The following is a 15414-nucleotide window of genomic DNA, read 5'->3' as shown; positions in this document are numbered from 1 at the left end:
GTCCTGTCACTCTTCACTATCTAAGCCGGGAACCAAATCGGGTTCGGATCCCGCCCTGCCGGCTCCCAATTTGGTGAACCGGGGGTCTGACTCCATGTCGTCACTGATGTCGTCGATGATGTCGACGTCGGGCAGCAGCGGCGCCAACGCGGGCAGGTCCGCCAGAGAGGCGAGGCCGAGCCGCTCGAGGAAAAGCTCCGTCGTCGAGTACGTCGTCGCCTTGGTCTCGGAGTCCACACCGGCCTCCGAGATCAATCCGCGGGCGAGCAGGGTTCGCATGACGCCGTCCACATTGACGCCACGAACCGCACTCACCCGAGCACGGGTCAAAGGTTGACGGTACGCAATAACTGCCAAGGTTTCCAAAGCCGCGCGTGTGAGCTTCGACCTAGCGCCGTCGAGAAGCAGCCGCTCGACGTACGGCGCGTACTCGTTTCTGGTGTAGAAACGCCAGCCGTCTCCGGCGTACCTGAGGTCGATCCCGCTGCGCCGCTCGGTCAGTGCCGCGGACATCCGGCGCAGCGTAGCGTCGACCCGGTCGGCGGAGTCGTCGAGCGCGGACGCGAGCGCCTCGTTGCTCGCGGGCGAGTCCACGACCAGCAGCAATGACTCCAGCGCCGACTCCAGCTCGTCGTCCTCGAGCCGGTCGTCCTGGTCGAGATCGCCGTCGTCGTCGAGCCTGGGCGCCTGATCGAGCTCGCTCATCCGTAATCCTCCGCACTCACCAGCGTCTGCCCATCCGCGTCGACGTCACCGGTCCAGCTGACCAGCAGTTCACCGAGCGGCTCCGGCTGCTCGAACGCGACCGCCCGCTCGCGGTAGAGCTCGAGCAACGCCAGAAATCTTGCCACGATCTGCACGGTCAGGTCGCAACCGGCGACGAGGTCGCCGAACGTTGCCCAGTTCCCCTTGCCGCGCTGCTTGAGCAGGTCGAGCACCATCGAGGCCTGCTCGGGCACCGAGACCGTCGGGACGTGCAGGTGATCGAGACCCACGGTCGGCACCGGCCGCGGCGCGAAGACGGTGGCCGCGACCTCCGCGAACCGCCGGGGGTCGACGCCGAGCAGGACCTCGGGCAGCAGCCCGGCGAACTGATCCTCCAGCGACACCGAACGCGGATACCGTCGCAGCGCCGCCGACTCCAGCTCGGCGAACAGCATCGCGACCTGCTTGTACGCCTTGTACTGCAGGAGCCGCGCGAACAGCAGGTCCCTGGCCTCCAGCAACGCCAGGTCCTCGGCGTCCTCGACGTCGCCGGAGGGCAACAGCCGGGCAGCCTTGAGGTCGAGCAGGGTGGCGGCGACCACGAGGAACTCGGTCGTCTGGTCGAGGCTCATCTCGGTGCCCAGGGACCTGGTGTACGCGATGAACTCATCGGTGACCTGGTGCAGCGCCACCTCGGTGACGTCGAGCTTGCGCTGGCTGATCAGCGTCAAGAGCAGGTCGAACGGCCCCTCGAAGTTGCGGAGCTTCAGCCGGAAGCCCGGTTCGACCGCGGTCTCCTGCGCGGTCGACGGCAGTTCCTCGATCGGTGTGTCGTCCGCCGTCCCCTCGGCGACTGGTTCCGCTTGCGGAACCTCGGCCACTCGCTCGGCCTCGTCGGTGTCCATCTACCGTCCGGACCGGTGGATCACCTCGCGGGCAAGCGCCCGATACGACTCCGCACCGCCCGACTTCGGTGCCCAGGTGGTGATGGGTTCGCCCGCGACGCTGGTCTCGGGGAATCGCACCGTCCGGTTCACCACCGTGTCGTAGACCAGATCGCCGAACACCTCGACGAGCCTGGCCATGACCTCCCGGGCATGCAGGGTCCTGGCGTCGAACATCGTCACCACGATCCCCGACAGCGACAGCTTGGGGTTCAGGCGCTCGTGCACCTTCTCCACCGTGTCGTTGAGCAGGGCCAGCCCGCGGAGGCTGAAGTATTCGCACTCCATCGGGATGATCACGCCCTCGGCGCAGGCCAGCGCGTTGACCGTGAGCAGCCCGAGCGAGGGCTGGCAGTCGATGAGGATGTAGTCGTAGCGGTCGAGCACCGGGTACAGCACCCGTCCGAGCGTCTGCTCGCGGCCCACCTCGGTGACCAGCTGGATCTCGGCGGCGGACAGGTCGATGTTGCTGGGCAGCAGGTCCAGGTTCTCGACCCGGGTGCGCATCAGCACCTCGTCGATCGAGACCCGCGGCTCGACGAGCAGGTTGTGCACCGTCAGTTCGAGATCGTGGTGTGCGACGCCGAGGCCTGCGGACAGCGCGCCCTGCGGGTCGAGATCGACGAGCAGTACGCGTCGGCCGTACTCGGCCAGGGCTGCGCCCAGGTTGATCGTGGACGTCGTCTTGCCGACGCCGCCCTTCTGGTTGCACATCGCGATGATCTGGGCGGGACCGTGATCGGTCACCGGCGTGGGATCGGGTACCTCGCGAAGCGGTCGGCCGGTCGGACCGAGCGCAGGCTCGGCGGGTGCGGCACCGTTTCCCTCGGCGCGGTCGGTTTGTGGACGGGTAGGCGGTTCCGGCTTCCGGGTGTAGAAGTAGGCACCCTGACGCTCAGACTCCGCCGCTGGCGGCTGCGGTGTCACCACGGTCTGCTACTCCCCTGTCTGTCGTCCCTGATGCACAAACGCTACCGCCTGGCGGGTGGCGATCGGTCAACGGACACGCGGGGCGCGGAGATGGGATCGCTCGTGCGCGGCCCTGAGCAGGAACGATGAGCGATGGCGATCGCGGCACGGCTCACTCGCCGTCGCCCGTGTCCTCGAGGATGCTCTTGAGGCGAGCCAGGTCCTTCGAGTTGGCCCGGCGCATCGCCGCGGCCATGACCGGGGCCGCGATCGCGCCGAAGCCCGACGGCTCACCGCGGTTGCGCAGCACCAATTCTGGTGTCTACCAGGAGGTTGCCGCGTCGGGGTCTGACGCGTACACGGCGACATCGTGCCGCGGCCGCGCGATCACGATCTCGCTGGTGATGTCGACGATCGCCACTACGGCGCCTCCTCGGTCGCGCCGGGCTCCCCCGACGCGGATCGGCGCGTTGCGCGGGCCAGCACCTGCGGGCCGGTGACGAGGGCCCGCCGCCACGGCGCCACCCCGTCGATCTCGATCTCGATCGACAGGCTGAGGACGGTCCGGATCAGCACGATCATCCCGAGCACGGCGACATCGGTCAACGAGGGCACGGAGGTGACTGTCTTGACGATGTCCGCCGCGACGAGCAACTCCAGCCCGAGCAGGATCGCTCCGCCCAGCGACTCCCGCAGGCTCTTGAACGCATGAGCGCCGTCGCCGGTCCGCTTCCACGTGCGCGCGGCGAGCACGAACGCAAAGGCGAAACCCACCACCATCGACAGGACGCCGAGGACCTCGAACCATTCCGTCACCAGCTCGAAGAATCGGACCGTATCCATTCCCTCCCCCTTCACAACGCCCGCGGATGCGCGCCGGCCCAGACCTCGCGCAGCGCCCCCACGGTCACGAGGGTGTAGATCTGCGTCGTCGTCACCGATGCGTGCCCGAGCAGCTCCTGCACGACCCGGATGTCGGCGCCGCCGTCGAGCAGGTGGGTCGCGAACGAGTGCCGCAGCGTGTGTGGGGACACCCCTTCGGCGATCCCGATCCGATCGGCCGCGCTGCGCAGCACCTGCCACGCGCTCTGCCGGGACAGTCGCCCGCCGCGGATGTTCAGGAAGACCGCGGGTCCGCCGCGCACCGCGTGCGCCGCACGCCCGCGCACCAGGTACGCCTCCAGTGCGGCGATCGCGGGCCTGCCGATCGGCACCACCCGTTCCTTGCCGCCCTTACCGCGCAGCAGCACGGCGCGGTCGACCGCGTCGATGTCGTCGATGTCCAGTCCGACCGCCTCCGAGATGCGGGCGCCCGTGGAGTAGAGGAGCTCGAGCAGTGCCCGATCGCGCAGGGCCCGCGGCTGATCGGCCGCGTCGGGGCCGCCGGTGGCCTCGAGCAACGCCAGCACCCGATCCACCGGCAGCGACTTCGGCAGCTGCTGGCCGGGCGCGTGCGGCTTGACTTCGCGCGCGACGTCCACGGCCGTGATGCCCTCGGCGGTCGCGAACTTGTGCAGCCCGCGGACCGCGATCAGCGCCCGCGCCGTGGAGCTCGGGGCCAGCGGCGGGAGCTCCGCCGCCGGATCGCCCTTGCGCAGCGCGACGACGAAGCCGCTGATTTCCCGCTCCCGCACCGTGGCCAGGTCGTCGATCCCCCGCTCCGCCAGGTACCGCTGGTAGCGGATCAGGTCACGCCGATAGGAACTGAGGGTGTTCGCCGCCACCCCGCGTTCGACCGCGAGATGGTCGAGGTACGTCTCCACCTGGTCGGCGAGCACTCCTATACCCCATCGATGTTCGCTTCGCGGGCTCCGCTCATGCCGTCCTGCCTGCGCCGCGACATCGCCACCGGACGGTCGAGCCAGTCCGAATCCGCCGGGCGCCCCGCCACATCCGGACCGCCATCGCGGGCCCTGGCGGCGGCGAGCGCGAGGATCCCGGACAGCGCCGTCGCGTTCACGATCTCCCCCGACAGCGCCCGCCCGACCGCCTCGTCGACCGGGACGCGATCGACCTCGAGGTCGGCCTCCTCGTCGGTCGGGGTCGGCTGGTGCACGTCGGTGAGCCCGGTCGCGAGGAACACCCGCACCACCTCGTCGGTGAAGCCCGGCGAGACCGCGACGTCCACCAGCACCGACCACCGCTCGGCGGCGAGGCCCGTCTCCTCGGCCAGCTCGCGCCGCGCCGCGTCGACGGGATCCTCGTCCGCCTCGTCGAGCAGCCCGGCGGGGAGCTCCCAGACGCGTCTGCCCAGCGGGTGCCGGTACTGGTTGATGAGGATCAGCCGGTCCCGCTCGTCGACGGCCACCACGGCGACCGCGCCGTAGTGCTCCACCACCTCGCGGTCCGCCGCGCGGCCGCCGGGCATGGCCACCCGGTCGACCCGCAGCGTGATGATGCCGCCCTCGTACACGGTTCGCGTGTCGAGGGTGTCGAACTCGTGCTCTCCCGGCCTGCTCATCGTGTACCGGCGGGTCAGCGCACGATCGGCGAGTCGACCGACTCGACGTCGTCCTCCGCGGACCCGAGAGCGTCCTCGGGGTGCACGTCCACCTCGAGCCGCTCTGCGGCCTTGTACTTCAGCGCCGCGCCGATGAAGGCAGCGAACAGCGGGTGCGGCCGGGTCGGACGGCTCTTGAGCTCCGGGTGCGCCTGCGTCGCAACGAAGAACGGATGCTTGTCCGCGGGCAGCTCGACGAACTCGACGAGGTGTCCGTCCGGCGAGGTGCCGCTGAACTTCAAGCCGCTCTTCGCGATCCGGTCCCGGTACGCGTTGTTGACCTCGTAGCGGTGCCGGTGGCGCTCGGAGACGTTCTCGGAGCCATACGCCCGCGCGACGACCGAGCCCTTCTCCAGGACCGCCGGGTAGGCACCGAGGCGCATGGTTCCGCCGAGATCGGCCTCACCCGCGACGATCTCCTCCTGATCGGCCATCGTGGAGATCACGGGATGCTTGGTGTCCGGCTCGAACTCCGCGGAGTTCGCGTCGTCGAGGCCCACCGAACGGGCGGCCTCGATGACCACGGCCTGCAGTCCGAGGCACAGGCCCAGCAGCGGGATCCCGCGGGTACGGGCGAACCGGATGGCTCCGAGCTTGCCCTCGATGCCACGGATGCCGAATCCACCGGGGATCAGCACCGCGTCGACCTCGCCGAGCTTCTCCTGCGCCCCCGCCTCGGTCTCGCAGGCGTCGGAGGGGACCCAGTCGATCTCGACCTTGGCGCGATGCGCGAACCCGCCCGCCCGCAGCGCCTCGGTCACCGAGAGGTACGCGTCCGGCAGGTCGACGTACTTGCCGACCAGCGCGATCCGGACCGACTCGCGCGGCTCGTGCACGCGCTTGAGCAGCGCGCCCCAGACGGTCCAGTCGACGTCCCGGAAGGGCAGTCCCAGCTTGCGCACGACGTAGGCGTCGAGGCCCTCGCGGTGCAGCACCTTCGGGATGTCGTAGATGGAGGGGGCATCGGGCGTGGAGATGCAGGCGTCGACGTCGACGTCGCACATCAGCGCGATCTTCGACTTCAGCGGCTGCGGCACGTCGCGGTCGCAGCGCAGGATCAGCGCGTCCGGCTGGATACCGATGTTCCGCAGCGCCGCCACCGAGTGCTGGGTCGGCTTCGTCTTGAGCTCGCCGGAGGGGCCGAGGTACGGCACCAGCGAGACGTGCAGGAAGAAGACGTTGTCCCGGCCGATGTCGTGGCGGACCTGTCGCGCCGCCTCGAGGAAGGGCTGTGACTCGATGTCGCCGACGGTGCCACCGATCTCGGTGATCACCACGTCCGGGCTCTGGCCCTCGGCGTCCGGACCGCTCATGGCGAGGATCCGGCTCTTGATCTCGTCGGTGATGTGCGGGATCACCTGGACCGTGTCGCCCAGGTATTCACCGCGCCGTTCCTTGGCGATGACCGACGAATAGACCTGGCCGGTGGTGACATTGGCGATCCCGGACAGATCCCGGTCCAGGAAGCGCTCGTAGTGCCCGACGTCCAGATCGGTCTCCGCGCCGTCCTCGGTGACGAACACCTCACCGTGCTGGAACGGGTTCATGGTGCCCGGATCGACGTTGAGATACGGGTCCAGTTTCTGCATGGTCACCCGCAATCCGCGGGCGGTGAGCAGCTGCCCGAGGCTCGACGCCGTCAGACCCTTGCCGAGCGACGAGGCAACGCCCCCGCTGACGAAGATGTGCTTGGTGGCGGTACGCGATTGACTGCGTGAAAGTGGCAAAAGAGCTCCCGTGACGACCTTGCAGGGCTTGGCTAATGGTAGAGCTGGGGCCTGCCGACCCACGGGACTTCACGGTAACACCAACGCGCCGGTTTATCCGCATGGCACGCCGCGAACCGCTGGTCATCGCCCCGTGGGCCGGACATTGTGCTGTGACCTCAGCCGACCGGAGCGCCGACTGTGATCGCCGTCGCGTTCGGGCCGGTGCCGTACCGACCGGCCTGCCCGGCGAGCTGTTCCTGGAGACCGAGGGCGGTGGTGATGCGGCCCGCTTCCCTGTCCACGTTGTCGACGGTGGTCACGCCCGACGACAGCGCCGTGTCGGACCGGACCACGGCGATCGGACCGTTGCCCGCCGCTGCGCCCGGCCTGCCCGCCAGCACGGTGCCCGCGCCGCGGGAGTCCATCGCGCCTGCGAACCGCGCGATGATCGCGCCCCTGTTGCCGCCCTCGGACCCGTCCGGGGCCTTGCCGGAACCGGTGAGCACCAGCGCCAGCTGGGCGGGCTTGACGGTGCCGTTGTCGTAGGCGATGAAGCCGCCGGAGCGGAGCGTCTCGAGCGCGAGCGCCAGCTCCTCGGGGGTGCTCTGCGGCTGCGCGTTCTGGGCGTTCAGGAGCAGCACCGAGCCGAGCAGATCGCCTGCCAGGCTGCCCTGGTCGACCGCTCCGGTCCTGAGCTGGACCCCGGCCGGGATCACGTTGGTGATGGTGGTGCGCAGCTGATCGCCGTTGGCGGCGTCGACGAACGAATCGGTCAGCGAGACCCGGCCGGTGACGGTCCCACCCGCCGCGCCGATCATCCTGGTGACGCCCTCGAGATCGCCCGGGTCGGCGTCCGGCGAGGTCACCAGGATCACCGTGCGCTGGGCGAGGGCGTCGTGCACCACCCGGCCGGACACGGCGGCATCGAACCCATCCGCGGAGTTGAGCTGCTGTTCGAGCTGGTTGTTCGTTTCCTGCAAGGCGTTGACCTGGCCCTGCAGCTCCGACTTGTCGTCGCGGAGCCCGGACAACAGACCACCGGAGAGGGTGCCCGAACCGAGCACCACCCCGACTGCCAACGCCAGGAAGATCGCCGCTATCGAGATAGCGTGTTGACGCATAGAGATCACGCGAACAGTCCCTGCACCCACGTCGCGAAGCTGTTCCAGGTCGCGATGGCCCAGTCGAGGGCCTCACCGCCGATGTTCGAGACGACCAGCGCGACGATCACCGCCGTCAGTGCGGCCAGCACGAGCAGCGCGATGGCGCCGCCCGAGACACGGCTGCGGTAGAGCGTGGCGACCGCCTTCGCGTCGACCAGCTTGGGTCCGACCTTGAGCCTGGTCATGAAGGCCGCCGGGTTGCTCTCCCGTCGGCCCCGATCGAAGAACTCGTCCAGCGAGACGGTGCTGCCGACGGTGACGATCAGCGAGGCGCCGTGATGGTCCGCGAGCAGCAGGGCCAGATCCGCAGGCGCTCCGGAGGCCGGGAAGGTCATCGCCCCGATCCCGAGGTCCTGGATCCGTTCGAGGCCCTTCGCGTGCCCGTCCGGGTCCGCGGGCAGGACGACCTCGGCACCGGACTTGAGGGTGGCGCTGCTGATGTCCTCCGGGTCTCCGACGATCAGATCCGGGCGGTAGCCGGCATCGGCCAGCGCGTCCGCGCCCGCGCCGACCCCGATGAGGATCGGCGAGTACTCCTTGATGAACGGCTTGAGGTTCTTCAGATCGGCCACGTGGTCGGTCCCGTCGGCGACCACCACCACGTGCCGGTCCTGCAGGTCGACGTCGATGTCGGGCACCCCGACCCCGTCGATGAGCAGCGGACTCTCGGTCCTGATGAACTCGATGGTGTTGCCGGAGAAGGCCTCCAGGTGATCGACCAGTCCGGTCTTCGCCTCGATCATGAGGTCGGAGATCTCGGCCTCGCTCTGCTCGACACCCTTGGCGAGCCTGCGCTCACCGGCGTAGACGCCGCCCTCGTTGAGGCGGACCTTGGCCCCGTCCTTGACCTTCTTGAAGACCTCGTCGCCGACGGAATCGATCAGCGTGATCCCGTTCGCGACGATGACTTCTGGTCCGAGGTTGGGGTAGCGGCCGGAAATGGACGGTGACACGTTGACGACCGCGAGCACCCCGGCCTCCACCAACGCGTCGGCGGTGATCCGGTCCAGATCCAGTTCGTCGAGGACCACGATGTCGCCTGGGCCGACGCGACGCAACAGCTTCGTCGTGTCTCGGTCGACCCGGGCGATGCCGCTGATCCCCGGCAACGATTCGGTGTTTCGTGACAACAGGGACGGCATTTTCATGCCCTCGATGATGACCCCGACGGGGCCCGGACCAGCGGAGGCGCGCCGACCCGAGCTGTCAGGAGGCAATACGGGGCGACGTCAGGCAGTAGTGATCGGGGTTGGACCCCGCGCCTATTCGCTGCGCGCGGCCTTCGCCGTCGCGAGCAACTCCTCGGCGTGCGCCCGACCCGTCTGGGTGTTGTCGAGACCCGCAAGCATCCGGGCCAGCTCGACCACGCGCTCGCCGTCGGTCAGGGTGCGCACCCCGCTGTCGGCGGCCTTGCGGCCGTCCACCTTGTCCACGACCAGGTGGGTGTCGGCGAACGCGGCCACCTGTGGCAGGTGCGTCACCACGATGACCTGGTGGGTACGTGCCAGCCGCGCCAGGCGCCTGCCGATCTCCACCGCGGCGCGGCCGCCCACGCCTGCGTCGACCTCGTCGAACACCATCGTCGCGCTGCCCTCGGCGCCTGCCAGCACCACCTCGAGCGCGAGCATCACCCGCGACAGCTCGCCGCCCGAGGCGCTCTTGCTGATCGGGAGGGCCTGGGCCCCGCTGTGCGCGGCGAGCCGGAACTCCACCTCGTCGACCCCCGAGGACCCGGCGTGCAGCTCGCGACCGTCAACCGTCAGCGGCGCGGCGTCCTGGGCGCCCGCCACGAGCGGTTGCACGGTGACCTCCAGCCGGGCCTTGCCCATCGCGAGACCACCGAGTTCGGTGGTCACCGCCTTGCCGAGCTTGACCGCGTACTTCGTCCTGGCCTGGCTCAGTGCGGCGGCGGCGACGGCCACCGCGGCCGCGCAGTCGTCCACCCGGGCCGCCAGCGCCGACAGCGCCTCGGCGGAGACGTCGATCTTGGACAACCGCTCGCGGGCCTGATCGGCCCACTCCAGCACCCCGTCGACGTCGGCCGCGTACTTCCTGGTCAGCGTCTTGAGCTCGGCCTGACGGTTCAGCAGGGTGTCGAGAGCACCCGGATCCGACGGCAAGTCCGCCAGATAGCCGGTCAGATCGGACGAGACGTCCGTGACGACCGCGATGGCCTCTGCCAGTCGTGGGGCCAGCGCCGTCAGCGCCGGGTCGTCGGAGGACTCGATCCGGGCGCGCGCGTCCCCCAGCAGGTCCAGCGCGCCCACGCCGTCGGCGCCGCCGTCGATGCCATCCGCCTCGGCCGCCCCGCCGAGCATGGAAACCTGCGCATCGGCCGCCGCCGATCGCAGCGAATCGAGGTCGCTCAGGCGCCGGACGTCGGCGACGATCGAGAGGTCCTCGCCGGGCTGGGGGGCCACCGCGGCGATCTCGTTGAGCCCGAACTCGAGCCGGTCGACCTCCTGCGCCAGCTCCCTGCTGCTGCGGGTGCGCTCGGCGAGCTCGTCACGGGCCTCGATCCACTCCGCGCGCAGGGACCGGTACTTGTCGAGCAGGGACCCGATGGGGGCGCCGCCGAATTCGTCGAGGGCCTGCCGCTGCTGATCGGGGCGCTGCAGCCTGAGCTGATCGTTCTGGCCGTGCACCGTCAGGAGTGGGCCGGTCAGCTCGGAGAGGGCCCCTGCGGGCACGCTCCGTCCACCCAGGTGGGCACGGGAGCGGCCGTCGCTGCCGACGGTGCGCAGCGCGATGATCGTGCCGTCCTCGTCCCGCTCGGCGCCGGTCGACTCGAGCAACCGGTCCACCTCGGCGACCACCCTGGCCGACGCGTTAGCGGTGGAGAACCTGCCCTCGACCACGGCGCGGTCGGCGCCGAGCCGCACCCGGCCCGTGTCGGCGCGGGCACCGCTCAGCAGATGCAGGCTGGTGACAACCATCGTCTTGCCCGCACCGGTCTCACCGGTGAGGACCGTCAGCCCCTCGTGGAACTGCGCCGCCGCCTTCGAGATCACACCGAGACCGTCGATCCGGATTTCAGCGAGCACTGGTGTTGCCCCCTTCGCCGTCGGTCCTTCGTCCCCGCCAACCCTTGACCGGGAGCTCGAACTTGCGCACCATCCGGTCCGCGAACGGTGCGGAGTCGAGCCGGATCCACTTCACCGGCTCCCGGCCCCTGACCACCTCCACCCGGCCGCCTGCCGGGAGGTTCATGGTGCGGCTGCCGTCGCAGAAGACGAGTCCGTTGTGGCCACCGGCGAAGGTCTCGACCGCGATCAGCGATTCGGGGCTGGTCACCAGCGGCCGCGCGAACAACGCATGCGCATTGCTCGGGATCACCAGCAACGCCTCGAGTTCCGGCCACACCACGGGACCGCCCGCGGAGAACGCATATGCGGTCGAACCGGTCGGCGTCGCGACGAGCACACCGTCGCAGCCGAACGACGAGACGGGGCGACCGTCCACCTCGAGGACCACCTCGAGCACGCCGAGCCGGGACACGTTCTCGATGCTGGCCTCGTTCAGCGCCCACCCGCGTTCGATGACCTCGTCGTCCACCCGGACGATCACGTCGAGCGTCATCCGGTGCTCGACGCGATACTCGCGCCGGACCACCATCGCGAGGGCCTCCTCGAGATGCTCCGCCTCGGTCTCGGCGAGGAACCCGATCCGGCCGAGATTGATGCCGAGCACCGGAATCGATGCGGCCCTTGCCAGTTCGGCTCCCCGCAGGAACGTGCCGTCGCCGCCGAGGACCAGCACCAGCTCGCAGCCGACCGCGGCCGTCGGACCCGGCTCGACGACGCGCAACGCGAGGTCGGGCAGGCGGAAGGAATCGTGGTCGTGCGACGCGGTGGGATCCGTCCGATCGGCCTCGGTCGCCAGCACCCGCAATCCGATGCCGGCCTTCTCGAAGATCTTGGCCACCCGCAGCGCGGTTGCGGTGATCTCGGCCCTGCCGGTGTGCGCGACGACCAGGATCTCGCGGGTCGGCGACGGCGTCGCCGGTTCCGGGTTCACTGGGGCCCCTCCTGTACCGCTCGCTCGATGACCTCACGCACCGAATCCACCCCTGGTTCGGCCTGCTTCCGCAGCCACAAGAAGTATTCGACGTTGCCCGACGGGCCGGGCAGGGGGCTGGCCACCGCTCCCAGGGTCCGGAGTCCGAGCGCGTCCGCGGCCTCGGCCACCTCGACGACGGCCTCGATCCGGAGGGCGGGATCGCGCACGACGCCGCCGGACCCGACCCGGTCCTTGCCGACCTCGAACTGCGGTTTAACCATCGGCACCAGGTCGGCGCCGTCGGCGGTGCAACGGACGAACGCGGGCAGGACGAGCTTGAGCGAGATGAACGACAGGTCCGCGACCACCACCTCGACCGGTCCCCCGGTCTGCTCGGGCTCCAGCGAACGCACGTTGGTCCGGTCCACGACGGTGACGCGGTCGTCGGACTGCAGTCGCCACACCAACTGCCCGTACCCGACGTCGACGGCGACCACCTCGCGGGCGCCGCGACTGAGCAGGACATCGGTGAATCCGCCGGTGGAGGCACCGGCGTCGAGACACCGCTTACCGTCGACGGAGAGCCCGGAGGGTTCGAAAGCGTCGAGCGCGCCGAGGATCTTGTGTGCGCCGCGCGAGGCCCACGAGACCTCGTCGACCTCCTCGGTCACCAACAGCGGGGTGCCCGCCTCGACCGCGGTCGCCGCCTTGACCGCGACGGTCCCCGCGATGAGGACCCGGCCGGCCCCGATCAGCTGGGCAGCGTGTTCTCTTGATCGGGCCAATCCCCGCCGAACGAGCTCGGCGTCGACCCGTGCGCGCCGAGCCACCTCAGATCTTGTCCACTGTGGCGAGCGCGTGCACCAGGACCTCGTGCGCCTGCTCGAGGATCTGGGCCTGTCCCGGGATCCGGCCGTGACCGTTCGCATCGTCGTCCGCGGGCCCGACCGAGTCCAGGCGCGCCAGGAGCCCGTCGACCTCGGCGTGGATGCGATCGGGGTCGACGGTGGTCGGCGGTCCGGGAAGGTGCTGCCCGGGGCGTGGCATTGGCGTACTCATCGGGGCCAACGCTAGCCGATTCGAGGCCCGCACGCCCACACCGCGACACGGCGAAAACCCGCCCGCGGCGTCGCTGCCTGGATCAACCGACGAGGTCCGCCACGGCCGCCGCGGCGACCGGGTCCTCGGCCCGGAGACCGTCGAACTCGGGTCCGGCCCAGGCCGCGTCCAGCACCGCTCGAACGACGTCGAGCCGGTCCGGGCCGGAGGCGGCATCGCAGGACACGACCAGATCGGAGCCCTCACGGCGCACGCTCACCCCTGGATGCGGGCGGACGCTCAACCGCTCGGCCGGCAGATCGAGTTCGGCCAGCCGGGACGCCAGATAGGTGGGCCGGTACGACTCGGGCGCGCGCAGCAGGTCCGCGACGGAGCTGACGCCGCTGAGCACCAGCAGCGAGTCCACACCGACCGCGTTCGCGCCCGCGATGTCCGTGTCGATCCGGTCACCCACCACCAGCGGTCGCTCGGAACGGCTGCGCCGCAGGGCATCGTCCATCAACGGACGGGCAGGCTTGCCCGCAACCAGCGGCTCGCGGCCGGTCGCGGCCCGCACCGCGGCCACCATCGCGCCGTTGCCCGGGCACAGCCCACGTTCTGTGGGCAGCGTGGTGTCGACATTCGCGGCCACCCAGAGCGCTCCCGCGCGGATCGCCAGCGTGGCCTCCGCGAGGATCGCCCAGCCGGTCTCCGTGGAATGCCCCTGAACAACGGCCACCGGGTTCTCGTCGAACCTCCGGACAGGCTTGAGCCCGACCAGACGAACCTCCTCGGCGAGCGCCTCGGTGCCGATGATCAGGACCGACGAACCCGGCTCGAGGCCCTCCGCCAGCAACCGCGCGGCGGACTGCGAACTCGTCACCACCTCCGATTCGGCGGTGGGAAAGCCGAGCTCACGCAGGTGCTGCGCGACCGCGAACGGGCTGCGGCTCGCGTTGTTCGTGACGTAGAACAGCCGTGCGGACCCGCCGACGAGCGCCTCCCTGGCCCCGGGAATCGCGTGTGCGCCCTGGTACACGGTTCCGTCGAGGTCCAGCAGCAGCACATCGTGCAGGTCACGCAGTGACGGCGGGGTCCCCACCGTCACTGGTCGCCGGAGAGTTCGGCCACCCGATCCTCTGCGTCCGTGTCGCCCTCGTGATCGGCGGCAGCGGAATTGAGGAACCACTTGAGGCCGTCCTCGACGCGGCCGGCCGCCACCAGGGCGTCGGCGTACGCGTAGAACAGGCGGGCCGCGGTCGGGCCATCCTTGGCGGCATCGAGTTCCGGCGTCTGCAGGGTCACCACGGCCTGATCGAACTGGCCGAGATCCATCCGGGCGCCCGCGACCACGATGCGGAGCTCCGTCGCCTCGTCGCCGGACAGGGTCCTGGCCTCGTCGCTGCGCCCGAGCTCGATCGCCCGCTCGGGTCGGCCGAGACCGCGTTCACAGTCGGCCATGACGGCGAGCAGACCGGGTCCGCCTGCCATCCGCCGTGCGGCACGCAGCTCGGAGAGGGCCTCGGCCCACTCGCCCGCGTGATACGCGGTGATGCCCGCGGTCTCCCTGACCACCGCGACACGGCCGGCCCGCTGACGGGCGGCACGCGCGTGCGCCAGCGCGAGGCGCGGGTCGTCGTCGATCAGCTTGCCTGCCATCACCAGGTGACGGGCCACCGCATTGGCGTTCGACTTGTCGAGGCTGAGCAGGTCCCGACGAACGGCCGGGTCGAGCTCGCCCGCCTGGACGTCCTCGGGCAGATCCGGTTCTTCCGGTCGCGGGGCGCGTCGCTCGGCGTGCGCTCCACCGTCGCGCGGGGGCGGCCCGAAGCTGCCCTCTCCGCCACGACGCCTCGGCGGACCGTCGCCGCGCCGTTCCGGCCGGCCTCCGCCGCTGCCGCCACGGGCTCCGCCGCCGGTGTTGCCGCGGGGGCCATCGCCTCTCCCGCCGCGGGGGCCGCCGGCGCCTGCGCCACGGTTGTCCCCCGACCGACTGCGGTCAGAACCGCCGCTCCCATACGAACGACGGCCTTCGTTGTTGTCCGACACAGCATCTCCTTTCAGACAACACACGCTATGCAGAAAAAACACGAAAGGGGACCCAGTATATTGGGTCCCCTTTCGGTAACGGATGTTCGGCGGTGTCCTACTCTCCCACACCCTGTCGAGTGCAGTACCATCGGCGCTGGAGGGCTTAGCTTCCGGGTTCGGAATGGGTCCGGGCGTTTCCCCTCCGCTATGGCCGCCGTAACTCTATGAAACTGTCACACATTCAATTCCCCTCGCCCGAACCCAACAGGCCGGCAACCCTTTCTAGGGTGCCCACGATGTTGGTGGGGGTGAATGGTATCTGTGTGTTGTTTCAGATACCGCACAGTGGACGCGTAGCTTCTTTGTGGTAAGTCCTCGGCCTATTAGTACCAGTCACCTGCACACGTTACCGTGCT

At 69.9% G+C, this 15414-nt stretch carries 16 protein-coding genes and 1 rRNA gene; all 17 read right to left on the bottom strand.

The window, feature by feature from the left end; all coding sequences use genetic code 11:
* Positions 1-6: 6 nt before the first annotated feature.
* Positions 7-705, bottom strand: a complete 699-nt coding sequence (gene scpB, locus ABIC28_RS16975; RefSeq protein WP_097213385.1) for an SMC-Scp complex subunit ScpB — start codon at positions 703-705, stop codon at positions 7-9.
* Positions 702-1610 (bottom strand): segregation and condensation protein A, encoded by a 909-nt coding sequence (locus tag ABIC28_RS16970; RefSeq protein ID WP_097213386.1) that lies wholly within the window; start codon positions 1608-1610, stop codon positions 702-704. The genes scpB and ABIC28_RS16970 overlap by 4 nt, the downstream gene beginning before the upstream one ends.
* Positions 1611-2576 (bottom strand): ParA family protein, encoded by a 966-nt coding sequence (locus tag ABIC28_RS16965; protein WP_373560286.1) that lies wholly within the window; start codon positions 2574-2576, stop codon positions 1611-1613. It abuts the gene before it with no gap.
* 154 nt (positions 2577-2730) lie between these two features.
* Positions 2731-2871 (bottom strand): hypothetical protein, encoded by a 141-nt coding sequence (locus tag ABIC28_RS16960; protein WP_245220943.1) that lies wholly within the window; start codon positions 2869-2871, stop codon positions 2731-2733.
* Positions 2872-2978: 107 nt separating this feature from the next.
* On the bottom strand, positions 2979-3401 hold the full coding sequence (locus ABIC28_RS16955) for a DUF1622 domain-containing protein (protein WP_097213388.1): 423 nt from the start codon (positions 3399-3401) through the stop codon (positions 2979-2981).
* Positions 3402-3412: 11 nt separating this feature from the next.
* A complete protein-coding gene (locus ABIC28_RS16950; RefSeq protein ID WP_179800666.1) occupies positions 3413-4336 on the bottom strand; it encodes a site-specific tyrosine recombinase XerD in 924 nt (307 codons plus the stop codon).
* Positions 4337-4338: 2 nt separating this feature from the next.
* Positions 4339-5019 carry an NUDIX domain-containing protein gene (locus ABIC28_RS16945; protein WP_097213389.1) on the bottom strand — a complete coding sequence of 227 codons (681 nt, stop codon included), beginning with the start codon at positions 5017-5019 and terminating at the stop codon, positions 4339-4341.
* A 14-nt stretch (positions 5020-5033) separates the two neighbouring features.
* A complete protein-coding gene (gene pyrG / locus ABIC28_RS16940; protein WP_097213390.1) occupies positions 5034-6785 on the bottom strand; it encodes a CTP synthase in 1752 nt (583 codons plus the stop codon).
* A 158-nt stretch (positions 6786-6943) separates the two neighbouring features.
* The gene (locus ABIC28_RS16935) at positions 6944-7897 is read right to left on the bottom strand and encodes a copper transporter (protein ID WP_143548504.1); all 954 of its coding nucleotides are present in this window, start codon (positions 7895-7897) and stop codon (positions 6944-6946) included.
* Positions 7894-9078: a putative cytokinetic ring protein SteA gene (gene steA / locus ABIC28_RS16930; RefSeq protein WP_077041782.1), complete on the bottom strand. Its 1185-nt coding sequence runs from the start codon at positions 9076-9078 to the stop codon at positions 7894-7896. Before steA ends, ABIC28_RS16935 begins: the two co-directional genes overlap by 4 nt.
* Before the next feature lie 114 nt (positions 9079-9192).
* The gene (gene recN, locus ABIC28_RS16925; RefSeq protein WP_354579975.1) at positions 9193-10974 is read right to left on the bottom strand and encodes a DNA repair protein RecN; all 1782 of its coding nucleotides are present in this window, start codon (positions 10972-10974) and stop codon (positions 9193-9195) included.
* Positions 10964-11947, bottom strand: coding sequence for an NAD kinase (locus tag ABIC28_RS16920; protein WP_097213393.1), 984 nt, complete (start codon positions 11945-11947; stop codon positions 10964-10966). The genes recN and ABIC28_RS16920 overlap by 11 nt, the downstream gene beginning before the upstream one ends.
* Positions 11944-12759, bottom strand: a complete 816-nt coding sequence (locus tag ABIC28_RS16915) for a TlyA family RNA methyltransferase (protein WP_097213394.1) — start codon at positions 12757-12759, stop codon at positions 11944-11946. Before ABIC28_RS16915 ends, ABIC28_RS16920 begins: the two co-directional genes overlap by 4 nt.
* A 1-nt stretch (position 12760) precedes the next feature.
* A complete protein-coding gene (locus tag ABIC28_RS16910) occupies positions 12761-12988 on the bottom strand; it encodes a hypothetical protein (RefSeq protein WP_097213395.1) in 228 nt (75 codons plus the stop codon).
* Between the two features lie 82 nt (positions 12989-13070).
* Positions 13071-14075, bottom strand: coding sequence for an HAD-IIA family hydrolase (locus ABIC28_RS16905; RefSeq protein WP_354579972.1), 1005 nt, complete (start codon positions 14073-14075; stop codon positions 13071-13073).
* Complete coding sequence (locus ABIC28_RS16900; RefSeq protein WP_097213396.1) at positions 14072-15016, bottom strand: tetratricopeptide repeat protein; 945 nt, start codon at positions 15014-15016, stop codon at positions 14072-14074. The genes ABIC28_RS16905 and ABIC28_RS16900 overlap by 4 nt, the downstream gene beginning before the upstream one ends.
* Positions 15017-15100: 84 nt before the next feature.
* Positions 15101-15217 (bottom strand): 5S ribosomal RNA (gene rrf, locus ABIC28_RS16895).
* Positions 15218-15414 lie beyond the last annotated feature (197 nt).

The organism is Rhodococcus sp. PvR044 (assembly GCF_040548995.1).
GTDB lineage: Bacteria > Actinomycetota > Actinomycetes > Mycobacteriales > Mycobacteriaceae > Rhodococcus_G > Rhodococcus_G oryzae.
The sequence above is the reverse complement of the archived record's forward strand: the minus strand, read 5'-3'. Positions and strand labels throughout refer to the sequence as shown.

Coding starts and splice junctions, on each gene's coding strand:
- steA (WP_077041782.1), bottom strand. CDS start 9,078: ATGAAAATGCCGTCCCTGTTGTCACGAAACACCGAATCGTTGCCGGGG.
- ABIC28_RS16955 (WP_097213388.1), bottom strand. CDS start 3,401: ATGGATACGGTCCGATTCTTCGAGCTGGTGACGGAATGGTTCGAGGTC.
- ABIC28_RS16945 (WP_097213389.1), bottom strand. CDS start 5,019: ATGAGCAGGCCGGGAGAGCACGAGTTCGACACCCTCGACACGCGAACC.
- ABIC28_RS16970 (WP_097213386.1), bottom strand. CDS start 1,610: ATGGACACCGACGAGGCCGAGCGAGTGGCCGAGGTTCCGCAAGCGGAA.
- ABIC28_RS16910 (WP_097213395.1), bottom strand. CDS start 12,988: ATGAGTACGCCAATGCCACGCCCCGGGCAGCACCTTCCCGGACCGCCG.
- scpB (WP_097213385.1), bottom strand. CDS start 705: ATGAGCGAGCTCGATCAGGCGCCCAGGCTCGACGACGACGGCGATCTC.